Source organism: Chitinophaga sp. CCNWYY40, assembly GCF_037483205.1.
GTDB classification, from domain to species: Bacteria; Bacteroidota; Bacteroidia; order Chitinophagales; family Chitinophagaceae; genus Chitinophaga; species Chitinophaga ginsengisegetis.
The window spans coordinates 864,924-890,761 of record NZ_JBBHLF010000005.1; the positions used below are offsets into that span (position 1 = coordinate 864,924).

A 25,838-nucleotide genomic window follows, 5' to 3' on the forward strand; every position below is an offset into this window, starting at 1 on the left:
CCAAAATGTATGGTTATTAAGAATGAGCAATGTACCTTTGCACTCCCCATAATCGGGGAATTGTTTACAAGACGTAATTTTTATCGTATACAACAATGAATACATTAAGTTTCAGAACTAAATCGGCTAACGACGCTTACGTAAAGCGTGACTGGCATATAGTAGATGCTACTAACCTGACACTCGGAAGAGTAGCTGCTAAGATGGCTGCTATCCTGAGGGGTAAAAACAAGCCTTACTATACACCTCATACTGATTGTGGTGATTATATCATCGTGATCAATGCAGAGAAGATTGCCCTGACCGGCAATAAAATGCAGGAAAAAGAATACATGCACTACACTGGTTTCCCAGGTGGTCAGAGAATCGAATTAGCAAAGGACCTGATCCGTCGCCGTCCTGAAGTGTTGATCGAAAAGGCTGTTAAAGGTATGTTGCCTAAAAACCGTCTGGGCCGTGCGATGTACAAAAAATTATTTGTATATGCTGGTGCTGAACATCCTCATGCTGCGCAGAAACCACAACCATTAACTTTCTAATTTTTCTCTGATACATGGAAAAGCAAAAAAATACAATAGGTCGTCGTAAAGAAGCTGTTGCCCGTGTTTACATCAACAAGGGTACCGGTAACATTACAGTTAACGACAAAGATTATAAAAACTACTTTTCTTTGATCTACCTGCAGAACCAGGTGGAACTGCCTTTCAAAACTATCGAGGCGCTCGATAAATTTGATGTGAAAGTGAATGCACAGGGTGGTGGTATCAAAGGTCAGGCAGAAGCTATTAAGCTGGGTATTGCCCGTGCTTTATGCGAAGTGAACATTGAGTTCCGTCCTGCATTGAAAGCTGCAGGTTTGCTGAAACGCGATCCACGTGGAGTTGAACGTAAGAAACCAGGTAAAGCGAAAGCAAGAAGAAGCTTCCAGTTCTCTAAACGCTAATATTTTTGAGCTATTGGCCGTTAGCTCCGGGCTAATTCGCCGGATGCTAAAAGCTAAACATTATTTGATCCTTTTAATTGAGCAATATAAACATGGAAAATAATACCTCATTGCAGCAGCAGTTACTGGAGGCAGGTGTTCACTTCGGTCACCTGAAGAAAAAGTGGAATCCCAAGATGCTGCCTTATATTTTCGCAGAAAAGAAAGGTATTCATATCATTGATCTGAACAAAACCGTAGAAGGATTACAGGAAGCAGCAGCTGCCCTGAAATCTATCGCAAAGAGCGGTAAGAAGATCATGTTCGTTGCTACTAAAAAGCAGGCGAAAGAAATCGTGGCAGATGCTGCGCGTAACATCAACATGCCTTTCGTAACTGAAAGATGGTTAGGTGGTATGCTCACTAACTTCTCTACGATCCGTAAGAGTGTAAAGAAAATGCAGAGCATTGAAAAAATGCTGCAGGACGGTACATTCGATAACATTACCAAGAAAGAACGTCTTACTTTAAGCCGCGATAAAGAGAAAATGGAGAAAGTGCTGGGTGGTATTGCCCAACTGGCACGTGTACCGGCAGCGCTGTTTATGGTTGATATCAGCCACGAACACATTGCGCTGGCAGAAGCTAAGCGTCTGGGTATTTCTACTTTCGGTATGGTGGATACCAACTCCGATCCTACTAAAGTAGATTTCGCTATCCCTGCGAATGACGATGCTACTAAATCTATCGCTATCATCACCAGCTATATCTGCGCAGCTATCGCTGAAGGTCTTTCTGAAAGAGCTACAGAGAAATCTGAAGAAGTAGAGGAAGAAGAAGAAGCAGACGATAAAGCACGCAAATTTGAAGTTGAAGGTGGTGAAGACCGTGAAAGAGGTCGCAAACCAGGAGCACCAGGTGGTGGTCGTGGTCCAGGCGGTCCGGGCGGTGCTAACCGTGGTGGCGGCGGCCGTGGTCCTGGTGGCCAGGGCGGTGGCGCTAACCGTGGCGGTGGCGGTGCTAACCGTGGTGGTGGTGCAGCAGGCGGACAACGTCGTCCATCTGGTGCCGGCAGCAGCGGTCCAAGAAAACCAGGCGGCGGAAGATAATATTTTAAGCTTTTAGCTATTAGCCTTTAGCAGTTAGTTCAACCAATATGGTCCCTAACAGCTAAAGGCTAATAGCTGAAAGCAGATTAAGTACTTGCAATAATTTTTACAACATAAAACTAATTATAGCTCATGGCAACAATTACAGCAGCTGATGTAAATAAACTGCGTCAGCAAACTGGTGCTGGTATGATGGATTGCAGAAAGGCACTGGTAGAAAGTGATGGCGATTTTGAAAAAGCAGTAGACTACCTGCGTAAGAAAGGTCAGAAAGTGGCCGCTTTACGTTCCGATCGTGAAACCAAAGAAGGCGTTATCATCGCTAAAACAGCAGCAGATGGTAAATCCGGCGTTATCGTGGGTCTGGGTTGTGAAACTGACTTCGTTGCTAAAAACGAAGACTTCGTAAAATTTGCACAGTCAATCGTTGATCTGGCACTGGCGAGCGGTATCAAAACCGTTGAAGACCTGAATGCTGCTCAACTGGATGGCGCAAGCGTTGCTGATAAAGTAAACGACCAGGTTGCAAAAATCGGTGAAAAAATCACCCTCAATAAATTCGAATTCGTTGAAGCTGGTGGCGTAACCTCTTACATTCACGGTAACTACCGTATGGGTGTACTGGTTGCTTTCTCTAAGCCTGTTTCTGAAGAAGTAGGTAAAGATATCGCTATGCAGATCGCAGCAATGAGCCCTATCGCAGTTGATGCAGATAGCGTTCCTGCTGAACTGATCGCCCGCGAAAAAGAAATCGCTGTTGAACAGGTGAAAGCAGAAGGCAAACCTGCTGAAATGGCGGAAAAGATCGCTGCCGGTAAAGTAAATAAATTCTTCAAAGAAAGCACCCTGCTGCAACAGGCTTTCGTTAAGGACAATAATAAGTCCGTAGCGGATTACCTGAAGTCCGTAGATGCTGACCTGAAAGTAACCAGCTTTAAGCGAGTTGCTTTAGGTTAAGAAAAACATATCAAAAAAAAGGAGAGAATTCGTTTCTCTCCTTTTTTTTGCGCATAACTAATCATACACATAAAAGGACAGTAAACAGGTATCAGAAAAGGCATTTTTTTCTTCCTTTCCTCCTTTCTGCATTTAAGTTGTATATTAGAATACCGTAATCAGTATTAGGAAAATCACAATCTTACAATATTTTATAGCGTCATGTTGCCAAAGTATAAGCGTATTTTGCTCAAATTGAGCGGGGAGGCCCTCATGGGGGATGCAAATTATGGTATTGATCCGAAGGTGATATCTCAGTATGCCTACGATATTAAGGCAGTTACCGATCTGGGAGTTCAGGTAGCCATCGTTATTGGCGGAGGTAATATCTACCGCGGAATGAACGAAGCCGATACCGGTATTGAAAGAGCCCAGGGAGATTACATGGGAATGCTCGCCACCGTAATCAATGGTATGGCTCTCCAAAGCGGTCTGGAAAGAGTTGGTCTTTATACCCGCCTCCAGTCTGCCATCAAAATGGAACAGATCGCAGAACCTTATATCCGCCGCCGCGCTATCCGTCACGTGGAAAAAGGCCGCGTAGTAATATTCGGAGGAGGTACCGGTAACCCGTACTTCACTACTGATACTGCCGCCTCCTTACGCGCTATAGAAATTCAGGCCGATGTAATCCTCAAAGGAACCCGTGTAGATGGAATCTATACTGCTGATCCTGAAAAAGATAAAACAGCCACCCGCTACGAAACCATTACTTTCTCAGAAGTATACCAGAAATCCCTCAACGTGATGGATATGACAGCCTTTACCCTTTGCCAGGAAAATAAGCTGCCTATTATCGTGTTTGATATGAACCGTCAGGGTAACCTCCTGAACGTGATCATGGGTAAAAATGTGGGTACTTTAGTAAAGGGATAAGTAAACGCATAAAAAAAGCAGCGAAGACTATTTGTTCTTCGCTGCTTTTTTATGCCCTCAACCGGCGGTTATTTTAATATACTCTTCATCTCCGAAAGCGGGATGTACAGGGTTACCTGGCCCAGTGCATATGGCCCGATCTCGTAAGGCACATAACTAAATGCTACTCCCTTGCCGGTAACAATCATATTGTTATTCGGCGGGATGTTCTTTACCAGCAGGTTCTGGTCCAATGCATCTTCTTCACTCATATTGAACCGTTTCCTGAAAGCTTTGTCCAGCAACCCGCTCAGCGCTTCTTTATAACCCGGTTTAAAAATATCATCGGGGGTAAGCACTTTACGTTTAGACAGATCCAGCGTGTAATAGGTGGCGCCCCAGTTGCCATGGGCCCCGCCGGTAAAGTCGTATGCATATTTTTCTATCACCAGTAAAGGCCAGGTGTTGTACACTACTTTCATATCGTTATCTGTAGTCCAGTTCCATGATACGGCAGTAGTATTATCGTTAAACTCCGTACTGTCGGCATCTTTAGCAGAATACCGGTAGCTCAGGATAAAGGAGTCGATTCCTTTTCGCAGGAATTTCTGCGGGTCAGTAGCGCGGCTATTCCCTGTTACCTGGCCTATAATAAACCGGGCGATGGTGCTATCCACCAGGGAGTCGGGCCAGATGATACTGTTGGACACGGTGCCTACCGGCGATTTGGATATGGAAGGCGCCAGCCGTGCAGAATCGATCTGGTAGAATACTTTCAGCGGTACAGCGTTTTTCAGATCGGTATGCAGTTCAAAATGATAAGAGGTGCCATCACCATGCCATACGCCTTTAAATTTTCCATCATCAGAAAAATAACCGCTGAAGAGACGGTCTTCCGAGCTGTTATTGGTTTCTTCATAAATGTTCACCAGGGTAGAATCCAGGGTGCCCCATAAAGAAATGGGTTGCCCGGTACTATCGTCGCAATAGTAGCCGCGGAACAGGTGGGGCGCGGTTTTCAGCAATTGCATGGTAATTTCCTTATTGCCCAGTTTTCCTTTGAGCTGGGTATAGAAAAGGGGGGTAGAAGCCAGTGGTACAATGATGTTGGCGGTGTTAGCCGGTGCCTTGCCATTGTTGTTATTTCTTGTGTGACAGGAGAGTAGTGCAACGGCTATCAGCAGTACCAGTAGAGAAACTCTTTTCATAGTATGATTTATATCAGGTACATCAAAATTACTATTATCCTTCCATACCTTTGAGGACCCGTTTGAATCATAAAAATAACAGACCATGTTGAACCAGAAAATAGCTGATTTACGAAAAGATTATAAGCTGGCTTCCCTGGATGAAAGTGAGGTAGCGCCTTATCCCTTGTCCCAGTTTGGGAAATGGTGGCAGGATGCTATCAGCAGTGAAATTGATGAAGCCAATGCCATGACGCTGGCCACCAGTACACCGGATGGCCGTCCGTCTGCAAGGATTGTATTATTAAAGAGTTTTGATGACGATGGCTTTTTGTTTTTTACCAACTACGAAAGCCGCAAGGGGCAGGAGCTGGCGCTGAATCCGCATGTTAGTCTGTTGTTCTTCTGGCGGGAGCTGGAGCGGCAGGTTCGTATAGAGGGTACCGTTAGTAAGGCGCCGGTATCGGTAAGTAATGAGTATTACAACAGCCGGCCGGAGGGCAGCCGGATCGGTGCCATTGCCTCGCCACAGAGCAAGGTCATTCCGGGCCGATCTTTCCTGGAAGAACAGGTAGACCAGGTAGCGGCAAAATATCAGCAGGAGGCCCCCCAGAGACCTGATTACTGGGGAGGTTATATCGTGAAGCCACAGGTGATGGAATTCTGGCAGGGGAGAAGCAGCCGGTTGCACGACAGGATCCTGTATACATTAACACCTGAAGGAGGCTGGAAAATTGAGCGCCTGGCGCCTTGACAAATCCGTCTTCCAAATAAAAATGCCGCTAAGATTATGTGAATAATCTTAGCGGCATTTTACTAAAAGCGTAAAATTAAGCTTTTGGTGCAGCAGCTTTTGCGGCAGTATTTTTTCTGGTCTTTGCAGATCTAACCTTACCGAAAGATTTACTGAAGATCTTACCTTTTTTGGTTTTAATATCTCCTCTACCCATAACGAATAATTTGAAGTTTGTTGTTGTTAAATATGATGTTATCAGGCTGCAAAATACTGTAATTCGATGAAATAGCGTAGTACTGGCCGTTTGATATAAAAAAAAAGCAAGAAACATAACTGTTCCTTGCTTGAATAAGTTGTGTTAACTGATTAGAGCTTGTCGGATAAAGCTTTACCAGCCTTGAACTTAGCAACTTTCTTAGCTTTGATCTTGATGATCTGACCGGTTTGTGGGTTTCTACCGTTACGTGCAGCACGTTTAGAAACGGAGAAAGTACCGAAACCAACCAAAGTTACTTTACCACCTTTTTTCAGGGTATCAGCAACAGCTTTGGTGAAAGAGTCCAGAGCTTCGTTAGCCTGGGTTTTGGTAATAGCTGCATCTTTAGCAAGCTTGTCGATTAATTCGGCTTTGTTCATAGTTAGTAAGATTTAACTAGTGAAAAAATGTTTGATGTGAGCAAATATAGCGCGTTTTATCAGATTACCAAATTTTTTACAGCTTTTTTATAGAAAATTTTATAGGCTGAAAAACGCTACTGGTAACGGTTACAGCTGATTGGTCTTTTACGTGCTAAAGGACAACCTTTTAGCAGGATCGCATAGAACCCTGTACCGTGGCATGTTTGCCTGCTTTTTTACTATTAACGCGGGATTGAGCCAACTATTGTACCAAAGTCCGGATGCCCCGAAAATAGTGGATTTCCTGTGGATAAGTTTAGTAAAGATCCCTTACTTAAAGCACCTCCATTACGGTTGTAAACGCAATAAAACGATCACCGAAAAGCTCATATCCTCTTTGCCGCAGGGCCTGTTGGTACTGGTCTGCGAAGGATTGATAGTCGTCCAGGCCGTCCGCAAAATATTGCACAACATAGGTGGGTCCCTCTTCATCATCCTGCTCCAGCAGGCGGCTGATGCGGTAATCACGGAATAATCCCGTAGCCAGCATCGCCGGAATATGTTCTTCCCGCAACCATTGCAGCCACCGTAAAGATGTATCTGTGGCCACTTTGGTGGTTACATTATATATAATCATACGCCTCTTTATTTATACTGCCAGCTCCACGAACACCGGACAATGATCTGAGTGTTTTACCTGTTGATAAATAGTGGCATGTTTCAGCAACCCTTTCAATGGTGCGGATACGTTGATATAGTCGATACGCCAGCCCTTGTTATTGTTTCTCGCATTGGCCCGGAAGCTCCACCAGCTGTACTGATGAGGATCTGTATTAAAATGACGGAAGCTGTCTACAAAGCCGCTTTCAAAGAAACGGTCCATCCATGCGCGTTCTTCAGGCAGGAAACCGGTGGAGTTTTTATTGCCCACGGGGTCATGGATATCTATTGGCTTGTGGCAAATATTGTAATCGCCACATACAACCAGGTTGGGGCGGGTTTTCTTCAGTTCTTCGAGGTATTGAAAGAACTCTTCCAGCCACTGGTATTTATAGGTCTGCCGCAGCTCACCGCTGGTACCGGAGGGGAAGTAAGTATTGATCAGGGTAATATCGCCGAAATCAAGCCTTATAAAGCGGCCTTCAAGGTCGCTCTGGCCGTGGCCACTACCATATTGTACAAAGTCGGGTTTAATACGGGTGAGCACTGCTACACCGCTGTACCCTTTCTTTTGCGCAGGGTACCAGTAATGTGCATAGCCGAGATTGTCGAATTGCTGAAAGTCGATATTTTCCTGGTGGGCCTTTATTTCCTGCAGGCAGATAATATCAGCGGGATCTGTTTGTAACCATTCTGTAAAACCTTTAGTCATGGCTGACCTCAGGCCATTCACATTGTAAGATATGATTCTCATGTTGGGTGTTGTTTAGGGAATTACATCCTTAAATTTACGAATTACGGACCTGTGGTCAGATAATAAAGGCGAAAAATTCCGCTGTTATCCCTCCACAGATCCGTAACAATTCAGGCTGTAATGCTTTTAGATATCGTATTCGAGGTTCGGACGGAGCCACTGTTCGGCTTCTTCCACTGTCCAGTTCTTACGGGCAGCATAGTCTGTTACCTGGTCTTTTTCAATTTTTCCGAGACCGAAATATTTACCTTCCGGATTGGCGAAATACCAGCCGCTCACGCTGGAAGCGGGATACATGGCCAGTGATTCGGTAAGGGTAATACCAGTATTCTCGGTGGCGTTCAGCAGATCAAACAATTTCCACTTTTCGGTATGGTCAGGGCAGGCGGGATATCCCGGCGCCGGACGGATACCTGCATAGGCTTCTTTGATAAGGTCTTCGTTGCTCAGGTGTTCTTCTGTAGCATATCCCCAGAACTCTTTACGCACCCGTTCGTGCATCAGTTCTGCAAAGGCTTCGGCGAGCCTGTCGGCCAGTGCTTTGAGCATGATGCTGTTATAGTCGTCGTGTTCTGCTTTGAATTTATCGAGCCACTTTTCAATGCCTACGCCGGTGGTTACCGCAAAGCCGCCGATATAGTCGGTTTTGCCGGATTCGGCAGGAGCAATGAAATCGGCGAGGGAAAGGTTCGGCTGCCCCGGTGCTTTCTTTACCTGCTGACGCAGGAATTCCAGTTGTACCGGTTTAATGTCCGGTTGTTCGGGTGTTACCATCACGGAATCTGCGGCCACTCTGTTGGCGGGATAGAGCCCAATAACAGCATTGGCGCCCAGCCATTTTTCTTCAATTACTTTGTTTAATAATTCCTTTGCATCATTAAACAGGCGGGTGGCTTCTACGCCTACTACTTCATCGGTAAGGATCTGCGGGAATTTACCATGCAGTTCCCAGGCAATGAAGAATGGCTGCCAGTCGATATACTTCGCAATTTCCCCGAGGTCATAGTTCTCAAACTTCATCACACCGGTCATTTTAGGCTTTACCGGGGTAAAGGTATCCCAGTTAATGACGGTTTTGTTGGCCTGTGCCGCTGCGATCGGGAGGAATTGTTTGGTTTGTTTTTTATTCTTGAAAGCTTCGTTCAGCTTTTGATATTCTGTTTGTATACCGGCCAGGAAGTCGGGTTTCAGCGCTTTGTTAAGCAGGCTGCCGGTAACGGTTACGCTGCGGGACGCGTCCAGTACGTGTACTACGCCATGTGCATATTCCTGGGCTATTTTAACCGCGGTATGTGTACGGCTGGTAGTGGCGCCTCCGATGATCAGCGGAATATTGAAATCCTGCCGTTTCAGTTCGCGGGCTACGTGTACCATTTCATCAAGACTAGGCGTGATGAGGCCACTCAAACCAATTATGTCCACCTTTTCCTGGCGGGCGGTCTGGAGGATCTTTTCAGCCGGTACCATTACACCGAGGTCAATGATCTCATAGCCGTTGCAGGCCAGTACTACGCCTACAATGTTTTTACCGATATCGTGTACATCGCCTTTTACGGTAGCCAGCAAAATTTTACCGGCGGCTTTTATTTCTCCGCCATGTTCGGCCTGTATACGTAATTTCTCTTCTTCAATATATGGAGTGAGGATGGCCACGGATTTTTTCATCACGCGGGCGCTTTTTACCACCTGCGGGAGGAACATTTTACCGCTGCCAAAGAGATCGCCTACGATGTTCATACCAGCCATCAGCGGGCCTTCGATCACATCCAGCGGACGCGGGTATTTCTGGCGCGCTTCTTCTGTATCTCCATCTATATAGTCTGTAATACCATTTACGAGGGCGTGGCTCAAACGATCTTCCACAGAGCCCAGCCGCCAGGTTTCATCCTTCTCTACTACTTTTCCTTTGGCCTTTACGGTTTCTGCGAACTGTATGAGCCTTTCGGTTGCGTCGTCTCTTCTGTTTAGTATGGCATCCTCACAAAGTTCGCGGAGGGTTGGTTCAATGTCGTCATAAATCTGCAGCATCCCGGCATTCACAATACCCATATCCATTCCTGCTTTGATGGCATGGAACAGGAATACGGAGTGCATGGCCTCTCTCACGGTTTCGTTACCACGGAAAGAGAAGGATACGTTACTTACGCCGCCGCTGATTTTTGCCAGGGGCATCAGTTGTTTGATGCGACGGGTAGCGTTAATGAACTCTACGGCGTAGTTATTATGTTCTTCGATACCGGTGGCGATGGCGAAGATATTGGGATCAAAGATGATATCCTGGGGATCGTATCCCACTACTTCGGTGAGTATTTTATAGGCGCGGTGACTGAAGCTCACTCTTTTTTCTTCGGTGTCGGCCTGGCCGTGTTCATCGAAGGCCATTACAACTACGGCAGCGCCGTAGCTTTTGCAGATGTGCGCCTGTTCAATGAATTTGGCTTCTCCTTCCTTTAAGCTGATGGAGTTCACAATACATTTACCCTGTACGCATTTCAGGCCGGCTTCAATGACGGAAAACTTACTGGAGTCGATCATCACCGGGATACGGGAAATATCCGGTTCTCCTGCCAGGAGGTTCAGGAAGGTAGACATGGCGGTTTCCCCGTCGAGCAGGGCATCGTCCATGTTTACGTCGAGGATCTGCGCACCGCTTTCTACCTGCTGACGGGCAACAGACAGGGCTTCTTCGAACAGTCCTTCTCTTACGAGACGGGCAAATTTCTTGGAGCCGGTTACGTTGGTACGTTCCCCTACGTTAATGAAGTTGGTTTCAGGTCTTACCACCAAAGGTTCCAGTCCGCTCAGGCGCATAAAGGGTTTGATTACCCTGCGTTCTTCGCTGACAATAGGTTCGTTGGCGGTATCTGTATTATTTATAGTTGTTTCGCTCATTTCTGCTGTAAGTGATGTTTGAATAGAAAACCTGCCACGGTTTGATCAGGCGAGTGTTTCGGCTAATACGGGTTTGAGGCGTGGTTTGATATGTTTCACATGTTCTGCAATGTGGCGTATATGATCAGGAGTGGTACCGCAGCAGCCACCTACTATGTTAACAAAGCCGGAGGCGGCAAAGTCTTCAATAATGCAGGCGGTATCTTCCGGTTCCTCATCATATTCCCCGAAGGCATTTGGCAAGCCGGCGTTGGGGTAGCAGCTAACATAGCAGCTGGCTATGTTGGAAAGCTCCTCTACATAGGGGCGCATCTGCTGACCGCCTAAGGCGCAGTTTAAACCGATGGAGAACGGATTGGCGTGCATCACAGAGATATAGAATGCTTCCAGGGTTTGCCCGCTGAGGGTTCTGCCGGAGGCGTCTGTGATGGTACCGGAAATCATTACCGGGATCTGGGGTTTCCCCGATTCGCGGTAGTACTTCTTGATGGCATAGATCGCTGCTTTGCAGTTCAGCGTATCAAAAATGGTTTCTATCAGGAGGATATCCACACCGCCTTCAGAGAGGCCACGCACCTGTTCTTCGTAGGCTGCGGCCACTTCGTCGAAGTATACGGAGCGGAACCCGGGATTATTTACATCCGGCGACAGCGACAAGGTTTTATTCATGGGCCCTATGGCGCCAGCCACAAAACGGGGCTTGTCGGGGTTTTTAGCGGTATACTCTGCAGTAGCTCTTTTGGCTATCTGTGCAGCGGCTACATTCAGCTCATAAGCCAGTGCCTGCATATCGTAGTCGGCCATAGCAATAGAGGTGCTGCTGAAAGTATTGGTTTCAATAATGTCAGCCCCGGCTTCCAGGTACTCCTTGTGAATGGCTTCAATAATATGAGGCTGTGTAAGATTAAGGAGGTCGTTATTGCCTTTAAGATCACTGGGATAGTTAGCAAAGCGGGTGCCCCTGTAGTCGGATTCCTGGAGTTGATATCGTTGGATCATGGTGCCCATTGCACCATCGATAATAAGTATGCGCTCATTGGCGCAGTCTTGTAAAGATTTCATATTTATCAAGGCGTTTATTAGTTACAGTTAAGAAAAGAACAGGGTCGAACAATAAACAAATCCACCCTGAACGAGTCCACAAATATAACCTTTTCCCAGCTAATTTATTGTTTTGTGATTTGCGTGGATTCCGGGATCTGCCCGGCTTTGATCTGCTCTTTTTCAGGCTATATATCTCTATAAATAAATATAGATTTTGTTTATACCTATAAATTTAATTTGGAAGTAGTCTACAAAGTCTACTATATTTGTAGGGTAATAGAAAGATACAATGCAACAAAATGATAGAAATATAGTGATTTACCCGGTTATGGCCTCCCACCAGCCCTTTGCCTGCACTCCTTGTAGTTGCCGTTGCTGCAATTAACAGATTCATCATTAGTTCTTCTCAAATATTTTATTACAACAAAACTAACGTCAGTCATGACTATATCAGAACATATTCATACCCTGCATCAGCACCTGGCAAGCCTGGGATTACAACCAGTGCCCCAATCCGGCAACGGAAACCAGTCTGAAGTGTTTAAGGTATGCTTCTTGAATAAATATGAAATGCAGCGGTGGAAAGAGCTGCAACAACAACAGGAATCAGAAACCAATCATACAATATTTCCGGACCATCCTTCAAAGGATGCTGTCTGACAACTTTTCATAACGTGGAATTACAGGTTAAACGAAGACGGGTGCTATTGAGCACCCGTATTTTTTTATATCACCTCAAGGCGTTATTTATTTGTTCTGTACATAGCTTTCCAGTGGTAACCGGTTGCTGATAGACCTCGCCAGCGTCATCTCATCTGCATATTCCAGCTCTCCCCCAAAGGCAATACCACGGGCAATAGTGGTAATTTTTACGGGGAATTCTTTTAATTTTTTAGAGAGATAGTAAATAGTAGTATCCCCTTCAATAGTAGGACTTACCGCCATAATCACTTCTTCTACTCCCTGATACTGAACTCTTTCTACCAGCGAATGAATATTCAGCTGATCAGGACCAATACCATCAATAGGAGAAATGATCCCACCCAGTACATGGTATAAGCCATTGAACTGCTGCGTGTTTTCAATAGCCATCACATCGCGGATGCTTTCCACCACACATACCACCTGCTTTTGCCGGGAATGACTGCTGCAGATGCTGCATACTTCCGCATCCGACACATTGTGACAAACCTTGCAGAACTGTATCTGTTGCCGCATCCGTGCTATCACATCCCCAAACTGTTCCACCTGGGCTGTTTCCTGTTTCAGCAGGTGCAACACCAGTCGCAGGGCGGTTTTTTTACCGATGCCCGGCAGTTTGGCAAATTCATTTACCGCGTTTTCTATCAGCGCAGAGGAAAATATCATAGTGCAAAGTTAGGAATATTGGAGCGGAGGGAGCAGCACTGTTCCCTCCGCAACGATTATTTAGATGCTTATCTTTTTGGGTACCGTCCAGTACGCCTTCAGGTTTACTTTTTCAATATTGATTACCCGCTCCGGCTGCCTTTTAGGCTTGGTATAGTAGCTACCACGGTCCCATTTGCCATTACCATTGGTATCGAGCAACACGCGGATGTCGTATTCGCCGGGTGTAATAAACCGCTGGCTCCACTTGCCGTTTACAACAGTGCCGGAATATTTAATGGTTTTATCCTGTACCAGCTGCACTACATAGTGCATGGCGGAATCGTTGATGGCACTTTTTGTACTATCGCTGATATTGAGTTCTGTAACCGTGAAAATGGCGTAATCCGCTACCTTTTTGGTCCGGAAATTAAGGGTATCCGGTCTGGCCAGTTGCTGCCCGGCAGTATCGGTAGGCGCATCTTTAGGAATAATGAACCGGTATGGAGTGCCTTCTTTCCAGGTATAGCCGATTGTTAACTGGGTACGGGTAGAATCCATTGTGCTGGTAAAGGTAACCGGCGTGTAGGCGCTGTCTTCCCCAAGAATGGTTCTGGCGCTGTCCAGGTTCCTCAGTGGCAGCGAAAATGTAATCTTCAGCGGCGCCGGCAATTCCTGCATTCCTCCATCAAGCGTAGGAGTAGCAGTTAGTTTCGGCAGCTTCTTCTTTTTCTTTTCTTCCTCTTCCTGTTCAAGCATAGAAGAATCAACAGGTTCCGGTGGTGGCTTGATGGTACTATCTGCTTCCATAAATAACAGCAGGTTCACATCGGCCAGGTTGCTTTCTGTTAATACAATCGGCGCCTCCACGAAGGCGATCATTTCCGTAGGCTGACTATACTGCAGGTCACGGTCTTCTTCTTTCAGGGCAAAAATTTTATACGAGCCGGGTGCAATGTTCTTAAAGCGGAACGAGCCATCCCCTTTGGTTTTAGCGTAATACACCGGTTTTTCCTTCGACACAATAGAATCGGTCAGATCGCGGTACAGCATAACAGCCACGTTACTGTCTACCCGGCCGTTTTCCGCATCTATCAGGTGACCAGACACCTGGAGGCTGTCGAGATAGTCGCCGGTGGACACCACATACTGGAAATCAGCCGAAATATTACGTTCGTTGATATCCCGGATAGCGTCCGCGAAATTGAAAGTATAGGTAGTATTTGGTTTCAGCGTATCCTTTATTTCAAGGGTTACCGTGTGCAGCTTGGCCGTGACAATCGGCGTGCGTTTCAGCGTTGGCGATACAATCAGCTTATCGTTCACATTATCCAGTTCCACATATTCATCAAAGATGAACGTCACTTTTTTGCTGTTGAAGTGAAGGGTGGAATCCCTGGGGTTAGCCTGCAGCAATACGGGAGGCACACTGTCCCTCGGTCCGCCGCTGGGTGGCACAATGTTGGCGCATCGCGTAAATGAAATGGAAACGAGTATAAACATCAGCCAGAAAACCCAGCCCCTGATATATTGATTCATGTACCTGATCGGATTAATCAGGCACAAACTTACGAACTCATTTCAAAGAAATACGAATTTGGCAGCTGCTAATGACCAGAACCATATTTTTTCCTTAATCTTATATATGGCAAGTATTTATTTCATGCAACATACCCAGGTGATCCCTGCCCCACCGGAGGAGGTTTGGAACTATTTTTCCAACCCCAATAACCTGGCGCATATTACGCCTCCTACTATGCGGTTCACTGTTACTTCCCCGCCCTATACAGGACAGGTATACCCCGGACAGATCATCACCTATTTTGTATCACCGGTAGCGGGCATTCCGCTGGAATGGATGACAGAAATCACCCATGTAGCATACCTGGATTATTTTGTAGATGAGCAACGGGTAGGCCCCTACAGCATCTGGCACCATGAACATCATTTCCAGGCAGTACCCGGCGGCGTAAAAATGACGGACCTGGTTCATTACCGGCTGCCTTTTGGCTGGCTCGGTAAACTGGCTCACCGGCTGTTTGTAAAGAAACAGCTGGAAGCCCTGTTTGCATACCGGTTTCAGGCCGTTGAAAAAATATTTGGCCGGCCTACTGCTGAGTAGTGATGGTTTTTGTTAAATGATCGCCGGTGTAAAGCTGGAAGGTGCTTTTGCCGGTTTTTGGAACGGCACCCAGCCATAGCGGAACGGTGCTGGCGCTGCCTCTGCTGGGATTGGAAGTAGCCACAAAATGCAGCGAGGCGTTGTTGTTTGCATTATCTGACGTAGCGGATTCCAGTTGAATCTGCGTACCATAGAAAGTAGGCGGCATAGTGGCGGCCACTACGATCTGCGTGCCAAAGTCGGGCTTATCGATGGTATTGTTCATGGTTTTAGCCATTCCAAACAGGCTGTCGAACGATGCCTGGTTATCAATGAGCCAGAAGGTAAGACTGTCATTCACCGTAATCGTGTTTTTCAGGAAATAGCCGGAAATGGGTTTTACTTCAAGCTGGCTGTTGGGGTTGGGCTCTACGTTCAGCGTGGTATCACTGCCGGCGGCAGTGCTGTCGCTCTCCGTTTTTGTACCGCTGTTGGCGCAGGAAACAGTGGCCATTATACAAACAGCAAGTACTATCAGTTTAACATGCATGGGAAATATGTTTTGATAGATAACATTAATTGCCGGGAATAGTTTTACGGGAGATCGGTATGAGGAGGGTAATATTGCCCACGGAATGTTTCCCGGTACCGCTCATCCATTCGGTGCGGGTTTTCTGTGTATAGCTGATGGTGGCGCGGTTAATAACAATCCCGATGCCGTAATCCATGCCAATGCTGAAGTGCCGCATCCGCGTTTGCTGGTAGTTGGATAATTCTTCAAAATTTGTATCCCTCGACTTAAAAATACCGCCCTGCAACAGCGCATTATATCCTGTAAAAGTAAATTGTGGTCTGGCCATAGCATACAGCTGAAATCTTTTTTTGACAGCCACCGGTAAACTGCGGTTGCCGAAGTAAGGATTGAAAAGTCCTGCCCGGATATAGGTGAGGGCGCTTACGGCGGTAGTCATGGTACCCAGTTTAGCATTGGCGCTGCCAATAATTTCGAGGTAATCAACAGGGCTCCACAACATTTTTTCATAGGTGAAACTATAGTTGATCAGCGGTGCATTGGGCACCTGGTATTCCCAGCCCCTGGGTGGCTGGTAACCGATAAGTTTATGGAAGAAAGTTTGGGTTTCTTTGGCAAACGCCCACGGGCCCAGCACGCCGAATACAAATTCCGAATGGAAGCTGTACTTTTTTTCGGGGTTGTAAGAGGTGAGCCCGCGGGTGGCATACAATGCGCCGGCATAATAAAAGTCCTTTGGGTTAAAGCTGGTATCTGCAATCTGGTTAGGGGTGATCATGACCTGCATGGCACTCCACTCAAATACATTAACAGCGTTTCTGCCTGCTGCGGGAAGTATCCATTTATCGAGGAATACTGATTTCTTTTCTTTCATGTAGAGATAACCTATGCTGCTGCCGTTGCTGTAACCACGGTCTGTTCCCCGTCCCCATACATTAAAGTAGTCGTCGTCTTCGTATATCCTTAATTGTTTGGTAGCGTCCTGCGTGATTTGCGCGGACGCGGTTACCGCCATGATACAAAGCAATATGACCGGAAGAAATCCCTTCATAAAATTGGCATTAATATCAGAATACCCTGAATATCTCAAATGCTTTTTTTTCCAGTGCTTCCCGGTGATCCGGATGAGCAATATCGATGAGGGCCTGTGCTCGTTGCCGCAGGTTTTTCCCGCGCAGATGTGCGATGCCGTATTCCGTGACCACATAGTGCACGTGCGCCCGGGTGGTAACTACGCTGGCGCCGGGTTGCAGGTGTGATACGATGCGCGAAACACCTTTAGAGGTAGTAGAGGGAATGGCAATAATGGGTTTGCCTCCTTCGGAGAGGGCCGCGCCACGCATGAAATCCATTTGTCCGCCTACGCCGCTGTATTGTCTGAACCCGATTGAGTCGGCACATACCTGTCCGAAGATATCAATTTCTATGGCACTGTTGATGGCAGTTACCCTGGGGTTTTTGCGGATAGTGGTGGGATTATTCACGTATTCCACATCCATGAGCCGCATAATGAGATTGGTATCCATAAAGTCGTACAGCCGCTGGCTCCCGATGGCGAAGCTGGAGATGAGCAGGCCGGGGTGTACGGCTTTGTATTTGCCGGTGATTACGCCTCTTTCCACGAGGTCGATGATGCCATCGGAAAACATTTCGGTGTGGATGCCGAGATCTTTGTGATTGGAGAGGCATTGCAAAACGGCGTTTGGAATACCGCCGATGCCCATCTGCAAGGTGGCGCGGTCATCAATAAGGGAGGCCACGTTGCGGCCTATTGCCAGTTCTACGTGGGTGGATGGCCGGATGGTTTGGGCATAAATAGGGTAATCTACTTCCACAGCAGCGTTTATCCTGGAAATATGAATAACGCCATCGCCCAGTACACGCGGCATGCGTGGATTTACTTCTGCGATGATAATTTTAGCGGTATCCACGGCGGCTTTAGAAACATCGCAGGATACGCCGAGGGTGCAGTAGCCGTTTTTATCCGGCGGGGAAACAGAGACGAGCGCCACGTCTATCGGTTGTTCGCAGGTGCGGAAATACCTGGGTATTTCGCTGAGAAACATGGGAACGTAGTTGGCCCGGCCTTCATTTACCGCCTGCCGGATATTTTTGCCTACAAAGAAGGCATCTATTTCAAATGCGTGCGCATGTTCAGGGGAGGCATAGGGCGCTTCCCATTCGGTATGGATACTTACCAGCCGTACCTTTTTCAGTTCATGGCTGCGGGCGGTCATAGCGTTGACAAGCTCCCGTGGAGTGGCTGCCGCGGTATGGATAAATACAGTGTGGCCGGACTGGATCAGCTGTACGGCTGCTGTAATGGATGTGTAAGACATGCGGTGATATTTTCTCCAAAATTATCGTGCGGCAAAAAGAATAACAATGAGCGTTATCATGTTGTATTTTTAATACTTCTCAGTGCTGATAACTTTCAACAACCCGGATGGGAAATTGTTGGAGCCAGGGGGGAAATAACGGTGAAGGATACACTGAATTACAGGAATACCGGCTATACCAGCCGGGTTCATGCCGTAGTTATCCATTTTAGCTAGGCATGTTGATAAATTCATATAGATGTTATGACCTACACCCTGTTTTATTTCTATATATTAGCATTCTAAACCTGGTACACAACTTCTTTGCGGCGAGATTTGGCAAATATAAGTGAGCAGAGGCTCATTGAGCAGTTAATAATTGGAGATCCTGCGGCAAAAGAGTTGTTATACGACCGTTACGCCGGGGCTCTTTATAACATTGTATTGCAGCTTGTGCCGGTAAAAGAGCGTGCAAATGAAGTGATAGTAAAGGTATTTCTCTGGTCATTCCAAAACATTGGAACATTCCGGACCTCAGGTCATCGTATTTTATTTACCTGGTTACTACGTAAAGCGAGAGAATTCGCCATCAAGGAGGCCCTGCCGGAGACCGCGTTAACCGGTACGGAGCTGATGAAGCAGGAAGATGGCTTATTGCAGCAATTCTACCTGATGCTGCCAGCCGATCAACAACAGGTGTTCCGGCTTAGTTATTTTAAAGGATTATCAATCACAACGATAGCCCGCTTACTGGCTTTGCCGGAGGGGCAGATAAATGACATCCTGAAAGAAGCGATGAAGTCTTTCAGACAATTCTTAAAAAAGACTTGGAACTAAAATTTTACATAGAAAGCGGTATTATCGAGTCCTTCGTGCTGGGCCTGGCTTCTGAAGAAGAAGTAGAAGAGCTGCAGCACATGAGAAGGCTGTATCCGGAACTGGATACGGAAGTCGAATACGTTGAACGCCGCCTGGAAAGCGCCGCGTTTGATGAGCCCGCCATGCCGCCCGCGGAAATACGCGACCGGGTGCTGCAGAAAATCAGGTGGGAAGATGGACATGCCTATTCAGATCCTTCTTCCAATTATACGTTTATCAACATCCAGCCGAAAGATGGTGATCATATCACTGTTCACCGCTGGTGGAAGATCTTTTTTATTATCTTCTTCATTATGTCCAAGGTTTTTCTTTTCCTGGCCATTTTTTACTACCTCAAGTACCGTATGTCGCAGGAACAACAACGCAGCGACAACCTGCACCAGATGATCCGGCAGGAACAAACACAAAACCCCTTGTTATAATTTTCTATCCGGATTGTCGTTATTTTAAAGATTTTACCATTTTGAGAATCCACCAGAAGTGGGTTAACGTATCTATAGATATAGTATTTATTATTTATATTTTATATCCTTGGTTAATTTAAACGGGCAGTTTGAACATCAGTAACTATATAGAAAGCGGCATTATTGAGCGTTATCTGTTGGGGCTCGCCTCTCCTGAACAGGAAGATGAGCTGCTGCACCTGCGCCGGATCTACCCATTGCTGGACCTGGAATTTACTGCCGCAGAACTGCGGATAGAAGACAAACTGATGGAAGAAGGTTCCCTGCCACCGGTAAAAATAAAAAATGCCGTTTTGCAGCGGATTAAACCGGATAAGGATTGGGAAGACCGGCCACGGGGCGGTTATAACCCCTATGAGCATACGAATTTTCATCATACATATATCCCCCTCGACTCTTTCTGGAACCGCCGGATCACTGTAAGCGTATGGTGGCGTTGCGCTTTTATTGCCCTCGCCGTACTGGCCATGTCGCTGGCGGCCAGTACCTGGCATTTCTACCACCGCGCCCAGATGCTGGAAGATATCCTGTTTAAGCTCAAAGTGCCGCCTGCAACCTATCCAGCCCCTGTAACCCGTTAAACGGGCATACTTTCATTTGGTACGTTTATTGCAAATGCTGAAATTGCCCCTGTATTCCGGCTGTTATAAAACCTTATTTGATAGCTGCGTGTTGAATACATTGGCATTTAAACACACAAACTAATTTCCCATGAGAAAATTTTCATTTGCAGCGTTACTAATGGCGATAGTTGCCGTTTTTGCATCTTCCTGCTCCCCAAAACAAGGTGTCACCCAAGACATTAATAAAGGCGCCGTAAAAGGTAACTGGGTTTTAACTGATATTAAATACGAAGGAATTCCTGAAAACGCCAAAGTAACTGTATTTGATGAAGCCAACGCCAAGTGCTTTATCGGCAGCCAGTGGATCCTGCCGGATAACTATGCGATGGGTTCCTACACGCTCACCTCTACAGAAAATGGTTGCAGCGCTGTTACCCAGAACATTGCCTGGTCGCTGACCAAAAGTGGCGGCGTAAGCATGTTCGGCTTCAAAAAGCTGTACAGTGGCGATAAAGCAAAGAATGTAACCGAAGGTTACCGCATGGAAATTACCGGTGCCGGTAGTGTTATGACCTGGAGAGCAAACATCAGCTTCGAGAATAAAAGTGCAGCCATTATATACACCCTGCAACGTAAATAACCGCTATCGCTCATAGTGTTAGCTTATTAAATGCAGCGGAGATCATGTTCTTTGGTCTCCGCTGTCTTTTTTCCAAAAGATGTATATTTAGATCATTAAGCACCATTACTATGAGCACGCAACAGTCACAGATTCAGTTCCTGGCGCATGCAAGCTTCAGGATTACCACCCCCGAAGGTCACGTGATATTAATAGATCCCTGGTATACCAATAATCCTGCACTGCCTTCCGGTTTAACGATTCCGGATAAGATAGACCTCATCCTTATTACACACGGACACCGTGATCACCTCGACAGTAAAATAGTGGACATTATCCGCACCAGGTCGCCCAAAGTGATTGCCAATCCGATAGTGAGGTTTTATTTGCAGGAACAGGGCGTGCCGGATCATGCGTTTGAACCGCTCAATGCCGGAGGCACCCTGTCAGTAATGGATGTAAAAGTAACCATGACCAATGCCTTTCATTTTGCGCATATCCCCCTGCCGGACGGTAAAATCGGCTACCCGCACGCCACCAATGGTTTCATTGTTTGGATGAGCGACGACATCTCTGTATATTATTCCGGAGATACATCTGTATTTGGTGATATGGAACTGATTGGTGAGATATATGAGCCGGATATCGCCATTTTGCCTATCGGCGACCGTTTTACAATGGGACCACTGGAAGCCGCATTTGCTGCACGTTTGCTGAAAGTAAAACACCTGATCCCCTGTCATTACGGAACAATGCCTACGCTCACGGGTACGCCTGAGCGGCTGCGCGCGCTGACGGAAGACCTGGACCGCTTACAGATTCATGTACTGAAGCCTGGCGAAATACTGGATACCGCTATTGTGAAGGCCAGCCATCATTAGTGAACAAATATGCCATAAATCCCGACATATGTTACCCCTGAATACCAACCGACTGCTTATATATCCCTGCCGTTTGCCACTGCTTACGCAGATATTCCTGGAACATCCGCATGCCCGCGAAACGCTGCAGGCAAACATCCCGGAAAACTGGCCGCAACCCGACCTGAAAGAACAATTGCCTCATTTTATTGAATTGCTCCAGCATGATCCCCGGTCGTTTCCCTGGATGCTCTGGATCATTGTAAATAAAGAAGAAGGAACTGTGATCGGCGATATCGGTTTTAAAGGACGCCCCGATAAAAACGGTGTAATAGAAATAGGCTATACCCTGCTGCCTTACTGGCGCAAAAAAGGGTATATGCGCGAAGCCGCCACCGCACTGGTGGAATGGGCTTTCCGGCAGCCACATGTGAAAAAACTGATCGCCGAATGCGATGTTACCAACACCGCTTCCATGAAGGTGCTGCAACACCTGGGTATGGAGGAAGTGAAATCACCCGGGGAGATGCTGCACTGGCAGCTCCTGAATAAATAGCGTAGATACGTTATCGTTATTCCACCATGTTCTGTTTTGCAAAACGGATGAAAAGCTGGCAAAGCTTATCCTGTAAGCCCTGCAGGTAAGTGAAGTGAAGTTTTCTTACCAGTTTGAAATTCTTTACCGGTAATATCCTGAACTCTCCCAGCTCCAGTTCGCGCTGCACAGCCTGTGAAGAAATAAAGGCTGCACAGGGCGAATGGTGCAGGTATGATTTGATGCTTTCTGTACTGCCCATATACATGGCCACGTTCAGATCGGTGATTTTTAACTTCAGACGTTTCAGCTCCTCGGTAATCACTTCCAGCGTGCCGGAGCCATGTTCCCTCATCAGCAGGGGAATGGTTTTAAGATCGGCGGCGCTAAGCGGTTCGCCATTGCCATACTGATGCTTCATATTGCCCACCAGCACAATTTCATCTTTTGCAAACTCCACATATTTCAGCAAAGGATTTTTGGAACTGCCTTCAATGATACCCAGCTGAATGCTTTTTTCAAATAATGCCTGTTCTATCTGCTCGGTATTTCCGCTGGTGAGCGATGTTTTTACATCGGGGTACCGCTGGTTGAATTTCGCCAGCAGCGGTGGGATCAGGTATTGCGCAATAGTAGTGCTGGCGCCTATGGGCAACAGTCCGCCCTGCATGTGTTTCAGCTGATTTACATCATACTCCAGGTTGCGGTAATCGGTAAAAATAATTTCTGCATGATGCATTACCAGCACTCCTGTACGGGTAAGTTTTATTTTATTCCCGATCCTTTCAAACAACGCCATGCCCAGCTGTTGCTCCAGTTCATGTATATGTTTGGTAACAGCCGGTTGTGAAATATATAATTCCTCTGCAGCTTTGGTGAAGCTGAGACGCTTGGCGACGGTGTGAAATACTTTGAGTCTGAAATCGAACATGCACTAAAAATACAAAAATACCTTACAACTCAGGCGGCGTAAAGCCGAAGTGTTTATAAATACCTTGTCCGGCGGGGCCCATGAGGAAGTCCATGAAATCCCTGGCCGCCTGCGGATGTGGTGCGCTTTTCAATATACCGGCCCAGTAAGAAGCCTTGATGTTTTCCTTTTCAGGAATATTCACCACACTTACCGGGTGATGGATCATTTGCTGGTAGTATGCTTCTGTAAACCATACAGGGCCTGCATCCGACTGTTGCCGGAGAATGCGCAGCGGTGTTTCCCGGTGATGTATTTTAGTAAGATAAGTACTGCCTTTTGCTGCTTTTTCTTTCATGATGGTTTGCTGTAAAGCGATGCCGCCGGCCTTTACATAAGCTTCTTCTATGCGTTTGCCAATGCCTTCCCAGGCAGGGTTGGGCATACTTACCTGCACATCTTTGCGCCCGAGATCTGCCAGGCTGCGGATGTTTTTTGGATTATCCCGTTGCACCATGATAGAGAGGGTATTTCCTGCATAATTTTTTACCAGGGAGAAGCTATCCCGCAACTGATCTATGCGGCCTTTCCCGGCGGTATAGATATCGGGCGTTACGGCTATACGAAGATTCCCCAATACCAGCGACCCGGTGATGATTTGCTGCGCCAGGATACCTGGTGGTAATGTTTCCGCAAATACGCGTTGATATTGCGGATATGTCTTTTTAAAATCAGTGATCAGGGAATCGATCACCATAAACTGGTTACCTGCAAAGAAGATGACCAGCTGCGGATCTATAATGTCGCCATAAAGGTCGGGTACATTGTCGATGCCAGGTACCGTAAAGGCTACACCGCCGGATGGTGGCGTATTCCAGGGAGGGTCGAAGCGGTGGTCCTGGGCATGAAGGGCCTGTACTGATAGCAGTGTTACTATCAGCATAGTGATAAATTGTTTCATGATGGTTGGTTTATGGGTGTATGTAACTCCAGCCTTCTGACTGTTTTATAATCAGTTCACCATTACCACTGGGGGTATATTGAATGAAGGGAAATAATTCTTCTTTGGAGATTTTCCTTTCCCGCAGGGTGTTTTCGCATTCTACCAGCAGCACGCCTTTTGATTGCAGTTCCTGTAGCAGGGATTCATAGGGATGATCCTTTCTGTAAGCCGTTACACCACCGCCGTGGGCCACCAGTTCAATGATTACCTGGTTTTGCAGCCGTGGATCTTCCAGCGCATTTTTGATATTGCGGAGGGTATTGCGGATCACTTTATCATCGTCGCTGTTTAGCTGGTAAACAGCCCTGTATCTGGGTTTACGCTGGCTCATGGCATATTGGGCGCTTAGCAGGGTGAAAAGACAGAGCAGGAGTGTTATTTTTTTCATGGTGTACGTTTTTGATGACGGTTAATGTTGCATGGGTTTAAAAGGTCCGTATTTATGTTGTTCTGCGGAAAAAGCATCTGCATAGGGACCAAAAGGAAAGTCGATGGGTTTCTTTTTAAGATCCTGCCAGTCAGCCGACTGATCTTTATGTGGCCGGGGTTGTGAGTTGATGAATGCGGCTACATCCCAGGCTTCTTCATCGGAAAGAACGGGCGTGTTATAATCCACGCCGAAAGGCATGTTATTTTTCACATAGCCGGCAAAGTTAGAGAGGCGGTAAAGCCCGGCGGCATCGTTGTAGCTTTGCGGGCCCCATAGCGGAGGATAAATAAAAGCTATGCTGTCGGCATCCTTTACGCCTTCGCCATTGGCGCCGTGGCAGCTTTTACATTGTTGTGTATATATGTGCGCGCCTTTCTTTGGATCGGCAGCGCGTGATAAAAAGGCCGGCTTCCGGAGGCCGCTGCCATCGGGCCTTTCATGCGGCGGCACTTCACTGCCCAGCCATTCTATATAAGATTTTATGGCCGTCATTTCTTTGCTGTTGCTATCCGGCGCCACGCCGTTTAAACTGCGTTCAAAGCAATCACTGATGCGTTTGTTCAGCGTTTCTGAACTGTTGGATCTGGCCCTGAATTTAGGGTACGATGCCGCAGTAAAACTATAGTTATTACCAAAGGGTTTGGTACCTGCCTGCAGGTGACAGTTCTGGCAGTTCATACCATTGGTGATCTGCAGCACGCTGCCTTTTGGACCGAGGTATCGCGCCGTTTCGCGGATCAGTGTTTGTCCGTAAACAATGGCGGCGGCTTTTTCACCGGAAGGCAATGTGGTTACGGCCGGAGGTTGCCAGTCTTTTACAGGGACCGCCTGCAATGCAGGCATAGGCGCCGCAGCCGGGAACAGGTAGCGTGTCCAGAGATAAAATGTTTCAAAGCCTGCCAGCAGTATTAACATCAACAGGCACGCAAATAACCCGGAAAGGATCCGCTTATAACGTTGGATTTTATTGGTTTCCATTAAAATTACAGGTTGGTGGATTACGCTACAAAAGTAACAGGCCACCGGAGCGAAGTCAAATAACTAATAACTATCAGTGATAACCAATCGTTATTGACATCTATATAAAAAAAGTAAAACGATAAATGTAGAAAAATATAACGGAAAAAGAAAACCCCGTACAGTATTGACTTGTACGGGGTTTCTTAAAATTATTATTCAGTAACAGGTAGCGGTTATGCTTTTTTCTTACCTGCGTTTTTGTTGTTTGATTTGTAGCGCATGTCAGGCGTTCCGTCTTTTTTAGTTGGTCCTGCAGGAGCTGCGGCTGTTTTGTTTTCTTTATAGCGTTTATCCGGTGTGCCGTCTTTCTTTGTTTTAGTAGTGGCAGCGGGAGTAGCAGGAGTAGCGGGTGTTGCTTTTTCTGCTTTCTTTTCTGTTTTTGGTTTTGCTTCTTTTTTAGCGGTGGCGGGTGTTTGAGCCATTGCTACGGTTAAACCCATAAACATGGCCAACAATCCGGTGAGGAACTTTTTCATATCAAATA

General features: G+C 46.7%; 31 protein-coding genes. 14 read left to right on the forward strand and 17 right to left on the reverse strand.

What is annotated here, in order from left to right; translation table 11 throughout:
• Positions 1-95 precede the first annotated feature (95 nt).
• From rplM to pyrH, 5 genes are all read left to right on the forward strand, one after another.
• Entirely contained in the window at positions 96-539 is a 444-nt protein-coding gene (gene rplM / locus V7S65_RS22600; protein WP_079471351.1) for a 50S ribosomal protein L13, read from the forward strand.
• A gap of 14 nt (positions 540-553) precedes the next feature.
• The gene (gene rpsI, locus V7S65_RS22605; protein WP_079471350.1) at positions 554-943 is read left to right on the forward strand and encodes a 30S ribosomal protein S9; all 390 of its coding nucleotides are present in this window, start codon (positions 554-556) and stop codon (positions 941-943) included.
• Between the two features lie 92 nt (positions 944-1,035).
• Positions 1,036-2,031, forward strand: coding sequence for a 30S ribosomal protein S2 (gene rpsB / locus V7S65_RS22610; RefSeq protein WP_079471349.1), 996 nt, complete (start codon positions 1,036-1,038; stop codon positions 2,029-2,031).
• A 132-nt stretch (positions 2,032-2,163) separates the two neighbouring features.
• On the forward strand, positions 2,164-2,988 hold the full coding sequence (gene tsf / locus V7S65_RS22615) for a translation elongation factor Ts (protein ID WP_079471348.1): 825 nt from the start codon (positions 2,164-2,166) through the stop codon (positions 2,986-2,988).
• Between the two features lie 201 nt (positions 2,989-3,189).
• On the forward strand, positions 3,190-3,903 hold the full coding sequence (gene pyrH, locus V7S65_RS22620; RefSeq protein WP_079471347.1) for a UMP kinase: 714 nt from the start codon (positions 3,190-3,192) through the stop codon (positions 3,901-3,903).
• A 68-nt stretch (positions 3,904-3,971) separates the two neighbouring features.
• Here the strand turns inward: pyrH and V7S65_RS22625 are convergent, their stop codons facing one another.
• Positions 3,972-5,090, reverse strand: coding sequence for a DUF3298 and DUF4163 domain-containing protein (locus V7S65_RS22625; RefSeq protein WP_159454371.1), 1,119 nt, complete (start codon positions 5,088-5,090; stop codon positions 3,972-3,974).
• 85 nt (positions 5,091-5,175) lie between these two features.
• Here V7S65_RS22625 and pdxH point away from each other — a divergent pair, with 85 nt between their 5' ends.
• Positions 5,176-5,823, forward strand: a complete 648-nt coding sequence (gene pdxH / locus V7S65_RS22630; RefSeq protein WP_200817307.1) for a pyridoxamine 5'-phosphate oxidase — start codon at positions 5,176-5,178, stop codon at positions 5,821-5,823.
• Between the two features lie 76 nt (positions 5,824-5,899).
• Here pdxH and V7S65_RS22635 read toward each other — a convergent pair whose 3' ends face one another.
• The 6 genes from V7S65_RS22635 to V7S65_RS22660 form a co-directional block, all read right to left on the reverse strand.
• The gene (locus tag V7S65_RS22635) at positions 5,900-6,019 is read right to left on the reverse strand and encodes a 30S ribosomal protein THX (RefSeq protein ID WP_079471345.1); all 120 of its coding nucleotides are present in this window, start codon (positions 6,017-6,019) and stop codon (positions 5,900-5,902) included.
• Between the two features lie 152 nt (positions 6,020-6,171).
• Positions 6,172-6,441, reverse strand: coding sequence for an HU family DNA-binding protein (locus V7S65_RS22640; protein ID WP_029465307.1), 270 nt, complete (start codon positions 6,439-6,441; stop codon positions 6,172-6,174).
• 316 nt (positions 6,442-6,757) lie between these two features.
• Complete coding sequence (locus V7S65_RS22645) at positions 6,758-7,060, reverse strand: DUF4286 family protein (protein WP_336387579.1); 303 nt, start codon at positions 7,058-7,060, stop codon at positions 6,758-6,760.
• 12 nt (positions 7,061-7,072) lie between these two features.
• On the reverse strand, positions 7,073-7,837 hold the full coding sequence (locus V7S65_RS22650; protein WP_079471343.1) for an exodeoxyribonuclease III: 765 nt from the start codon (positions 7,835-7,837) through the stop codon (positions 7,073-7,075).
• A 126-nt stretch (positions 7,838-7,963) separates the two neighbouring features.
• Entirely contained in the window at positions 7,964-10,729 is a 2,766-nt protein-coding gene (metH, locus tag V7S65_RS22655; protein WP_336387578.1) for a methionine synthase, read from the reverse strand.
• 45 nt (positions 10,730-10,774) lie between these two features.
• Positions 10,775-11,791, reverse strand: coding sequence for a homocysteine S-methyltransferase family protein (locus V7S65_RS22660; protein WP_079471341.1), 1,017 nt, complete (start codon positions 11,789-11,791; stop codon positions 10,775-10,777).
• Positions 11,792-12,214: 423 nt separating this feature from the next.
• On the opposite strand from V7S65_RS22660, the gene V7S65_RS22665 reads away from it, so the two are divergent.
• Positions 12,215-12,433: a hypothetical protein gene (locus V7S65_RS22665; protein ID WP_079471340.1), complete on the forward strand. Its 219-nt coding sequence runs from the start codon at positions 12,215-12,217 to the stop codon at positions 12,431-12,433.
• An 87-nt stretch (positions 12,434-12,520) separates the two neighbouring features.
• On the opposite strand, the gene recR is transcribed toward V7S65_RS22665, so the two are convergent.
• Together recR and V7S65_RS22675 are read right to left on the reverse strand one after the other, a co-directional pair.
• Positions 12,521-13,141 (reverse strand): recombination mediator RecR, encoded by a 621-nt coding sequence (gene recR, locus V7S65_RS22670; protein ID WP_079471339.1) that lies wholly within the window; start codon positions 13,139-13,141, stop codon positions 12,521-12,523.
• Between the two features lie 60 nt (positions 13,142-13,201).
• The gene (locus V7S65_RS22675) at positions 13,202-14,659 is read right to left on the reverse strand and encodes an Ig-like domain-containing protein (protein WP_079471338.1); all 1,458 of its coding nucleotides are present in this window, start codon (positions 14,657-14,659) and stop codon (positions 13,202-13,204) included.
• Positions 14,660-14,765: 106 nt separating this feature from the next.
• Between V7S65_RS22675 and V7S65_RS22680 the strand changes: the two genes are divergently transcribed.
• Positions 14,766-15,242, forward strand: coding sequence for an SRPBCC family protein (locus tag V7S65_RS22680; protein WP_336387577.1), 477 nt, complete (start codon positions 14,766-14,768; stop codon positions 15,240-15,242).
• On the opposite strand, the gene V7S65_RS22685 is transcribed toward V7S65_RS22680, so the two are convergent.
• The 3 genes from V7S65_RS22685 to V7S65_RS22695 are packed head-to-tail and all read right to left on the reverse strand — an operon-like array spanning position 15,229 to position 18,092.
• Positions 15,229-15,771, reverse strand: coding sequence for a hypothetical protein (locus tag V7S65_RS22685; RefSeq protein ID WP_336387576.1), 543 nt, complete (start codon positions 15,769-15,771; stop codon positions 15,229-15,231). The two genes, V7S65_RS22680 and V7S65_RS22685, sit on opposite strands and share 14 nt — an antisense overlap.
• A 25-nt stretch (positions 15,772-15,796) precedes the next feature.
• A complete protein-coding gene (locus V7S65_RS22690; protein WP_336387575.1) occupies positions 15,797-16,804 on the reverse strand; it encodes a lipid A deacylase LpxR family protein in 1,008 nt (335 codons plus the stop codon).
• A 16-nt stretch (positions 16,805-16,820) separates the two neighbouring features.
• Positions 16,821-18,092: an acetyl-CoA hydrolase/transferase family protein gene (locus tag V7S65_RS22695; protein WP_336387574.1), complete on the reverse strand. Its 1,272-nt coding sequence runs from the start codon at positions 18,090-18,092 to the stop codon at positions 16,821-16,823.
• Positions 18,093-18,407: 315 nt separating this feature from the next.
• Between V7S65_RS22695 and V7S65_RS22700 the strand changes: the two genes are divergently transcribed.
• The 6 genes from V7S65_RS22700 (at position 18,408) to V7S65_RS22725 (ending at position 22,012) form a co-directional block, all read left to right on the forward strand.
• On the forward strand, positions 18,408-18,908 hold the full coding sequence (locus tag V7S65_RS22700; RefSeq protein ID WP_079471334.1) for an RNA polymerase sigma factor: 501 nt from the start codon (positions 18,408-18,410) through the stop codon (positions 18,906-18,908).
• Positions 18,899-19,372, forward strand: a complete 474-nt coding sequence (locus V7S65_RS22705) for a hypothetical protein (protein ID WP_079471333.1) — start codon at positions 18,899-18,901, stop codon at positions 19,370-19,372. Before V7S65_RS22700 ends, V7S65_RS22705 begins: the two co-directional genes overlap by 10 nt.
• A gap of 131 nt (positions 19,373-19,503) precedes the next feature.
• Positions 19,504-19,995 carry a hypothetical protein gene (locus V7S65_RS22710; protein ID WP_336387573.1) on the forward strand — a complete coding sequence of 164 codons (492 nt, stop codon included), beginning with the start codon at positions 19,504-19,506 and terminating at the stop codon, positions 19,993-19,995.
• Between the two features lie 130 nt (positions 19,996-20,125).
• On the forward strand, positions 20,126-20,617 hold the full coding sequence (locus tag V7S65_RS22715) for a lipocalin family protein (protein WP_079471331.1): 492 nt from the start codon (positions 20,126-20,128) through the stop codon (positions 20,615-20,617).
• A 110-nt stretch (positions 20,618-20,727) separates the two neighbouring features.
• Positions 20,728-21,477 carry a metal-dependent hydrolase gene (locus V7S65_RS22720; protein ID WP_336387572.1) on the forward strand — a complete coding sequence of 250 codons (750 nt, stop codon included), beginning with the start codon at positions 20,728-20,730 and terminating at the stop codon, positions 21,475-21,477.
• A 28-nt stretch (positions 21,478-21,505) separates the two neighbouring features.
• Positions 21,506-22,012: a GNAT family N-acetyltransferase gene (locus V7S65_RS22725; protein ID WP_336387571.1), complete on the forward strand. Its 507-nt coding sequence runs from the start codon at positions 21,506-21,508 to the stop codon at positions 22,010-22,012.
• Between the two features lie 16 nt (positions 22,013-22,028).
• Here V7S65_RS22725 and V7S65_RS22730 read toward each other — a convergent pair whose 3' ends face one another.
• From V7S65_RS22730 to V7S65_RS22750, 5 genes are all read right to left on the reverse strand, one after another.
• The gene (locus V7S65_RS22730; protein WP_079471328.1) at positions 22,029-22,922 is read right to left on the reverse strand and encodes a LysR substrate-binding domain-containing protein; all 894 of its coding nucleotides are present in this window, start codon (positions 22,920-22,922) and stop codon (positions 22,029-22,031) included.
• A gap of 22 nt (positions 22,923-22,944) precedes the next feature.
• Positions 22,945-23,862 carry a molybdate ABC transporter substrate-binding protein gene (locus tag V7S65_RS22735; RefSeq protein ID WP_336387570.1) on the reverse strand — a complete coding sequence of 306 codons (918 nt, stop codon included), beginning with the start codon at positions 23,860-23,862 and terminating at the stop codon, positions 22,945-22,947.
• A gap of 10 nt (positions 23,863-23,872) precedes the next feature.
• Positions 23,873-24,292 carry a DsrE family protein gene (locus V7S65_RS22740; RefSeq protein ID WP_336387569.1) on the reverse strand — a complete coding sequence of 140 codons (420 nt, stop codon included), beginning with the start codon at positions 24,290-24,292 and terminating at the stop codon, positions 23,873-23,875.
• Positions 24,293-24,313: 21 nt separating this feature from the next.
• Positions 24,314-25,312 carry a c-type cytochrome gene (locus tag V7S65_RS22745; protein ID WP_336387568.1) on the reverse strand — a complete coding sequence of 333 codons (999 nt, stop codon included), beginning with the start codon at positions 25,310-25,312 and terminating at the stop codon, positions 24,314-24,316.
• Positions 25,313-25,527: 215 nt separating this feature from the next.
• On the reverse strand, positions 25,528-25,830 hold the full coding sequence (locus tag V7S65_RS22750) for a hypothetical protein (RefSeq protein ID WP_111577294.1): 303 nt from the start codon (positions 25,828-25,830) through the stop codon (positions 25,528-25,530).
• Between the last annotated feature and the right edge of the window lie 8 nt (positions 25,831-25,838).

Excerpts from the sequence above, each read along its gene's own strand:
- rplM (WP_079471351.1), top strand. The coding sequence starts at position 96 with ATGAATACATTAAGTTTCAGAACTAAATCGGCTAACGACGCTTACGTA.
- rpsI (WP_079471350.1), top strand. The coding sequence starts at position 554 with ATGGAAAAGCAAAAAAATACAATAGGTCGTCGTAAAGAAGCTGTTGCC.
- rpsB (WP_079471349.1), top strand. The coding sequence starts at position 1,036 with ATGGAAAATAATACCTCATTGCAGCAGCAGTTACTGGAGGCAGGTGTT.
- tsf (WP_079471348.1), top strand. The coding sequence starts at position 2,164 with ATGGCAACAATTACAGCAGCTGATGTAAATAAACTGCGTCAGCAAACT.
- pyrH (WP_079471347.1), top strand. The coding sequence starts at position 3,190 with ATGTTGCCAAAGTATAAGCGTATTTTGCTCAAATTGAGCGGGGAGGCC.
- V7S65_RS22625 (WP_159454371.1), bottom strand. The coding sequence starts at position 5,090 with ATGAAAAGAGTTTCTCTACTGGTACTGCTGATAGCCGTTGCACTACTC.
- pdxH (WP_200817307.1), top strand. The coding sequence starts at position 5,176 with ATGTTGAACCAGAAAATAGCTGATTTACGAAAAGATTATAAGCTGGCT.
- V7S65_RS22635 (WP_079471345.1), bottom strand. The coding sequence starts at position 6,019 with ATGGGTAGAGGAGATATTAAAACCAAAAAAGGTAAGATCTTCAGTAAA.
- V7S65_RS22640 (WP_029465307.1), bottom strand. The coding sequence starts at position 6,441 with ATGAACAAAGCCGAATTAATCGACAAGCTTGCTAAAGATGCAGCTATT.
- V7S65_RS22645 (WP_336387579.1), bottom strand. The coding sequence starts at position 7,060 with ATGATTATATATAATGTAACCACCAAAGTGGCCACAGATACATCTTTA.
- V7S65_RS22650 (WP_079471343.1), bottom strand. The coding sequence starts at position 7,837 with ATGAGAATCATATCTTACAATGTGAATGGCCTGAGGTCAGCCATGACT.
- metH (WP_336387578.1), bottom strand. The coding sequence starts at position 10,729 with ATGAGCGAAACAACTATAAATAATACAGATACCGCCAACGAACCTATT.
- V7S65_RS22660 (WP_079471341.1), bottom strand. The coding sequence starts at position 11,791 with ATGAAATCTTTACAAGACTGCGCCAATGAGCGCATACTTATTATCGAT.
- V7S65_RS22665 (WP_079471340.1), top strand. The coding sequence starts at position 12,215 with ATGACTATATCAGAACATATTCATACCCTGCATCAGCACCTGGCAAGC.
- recR (WP_079471339.1), bottom strand. The coding sequence starts at position 13,141 with ATGATATTTTCCTCTGCGCTGATAGAAAACGCGGTAAATGAATTTGCC.
- V7S65_RS22675 (WP_079471338.1), bottom strand. The coding sequence starts at position 14,659 with ATGAATCAATATATCAGGGGCTGGGTTTTCTGGCTGATGTTTATACTC.
- V7S65_RS22680 (WP_336387577.1), top strand. The coding sequence starts at position 14,766 with ATGGCAAGTATTTATTTCATGCAACATACCCAGGTGATCCCTGCCCCA.
- V7S65_RS22685 (WP_336387576.1), bottom strand. The coding sequence starts at position 15,771 with ATGCATGTTAAACTGATAGTACTTGCTGTTTGTATAATGGCCACTGTT.
- V7S65_RS22690 (WP_336387575.1), bottom strand. The coding sequence starts at position 16,804 with ATGAAGGGATTTCTTCCGGTCATATTGCTTTGTATCATGGCGGTAACC.
- V7S65_RS22695 (WP_336387574.1), bottom strand. The coding sequence starts at position 18,092 with ATGTCTTACACATCCATTACAGCAGCCGTACAGCTGATCCAGTCCGGC.
- V7S65_RS22715 (WP_079471331.1), top strand. The coding sequence starts at position 20,126 with ATGAGAAAATTTTCATTTGCAGCGTTACTAATGGCGATAGTTGCCGTT.
- V7S65_RS22720 (WP_336387572.1), top strand. The coding sequence starts at position 20,728 with ATGAGCACGCAACAGTCACAGATTCAGTTCCTGGCGCATGCAAGCTTC.
- V7S65_RS22725 (WP_336387571.1), top strand. The coding sequence starts at position 21,506 with ATGTTACCCCTGAATACCAACCGACTGCTTATATATCCCTGCCGTTTG.
- V7S65_RS22730 (WP_079471328.1), bottom strand. The coding sequence starts at position 22,922 with ATGTTCGATTTCAGACTCAAAGTATTTCACACCGTCGCCAAGCGTCTC.
- V7S65_RS22735 (WP_336387570.1), bottom strand. The coding sequence starts at position 23,862 with ATGAAACAATTTATCACTATGCTGATAGTAACACTGCTATCAGTACAG.
- V7S65_RS22740 (WP_336387569.1), bottom strand. The coding sequence starts at position 24,292 with ATGAAAAAAATAACACTCCTGCTCTGTCTTTTCACCCTGCTAAGCGCC.
- V7S65_RS22745 (WP_336387568.1), bottom strand. The coding sequence starts at position 25,312 with ATGGAAACCAATAAAATCCAACGTTATAAGCGGATCCTTTCCGGGTTA.
- V7S65_RS22750 (WP_111577294.1), bottom strand. The coding sequence starts at position 25,830 with ATGAAAAAGTTCCTCACCGGATTGTTGGCCATGTTTATGGGTTTAACC.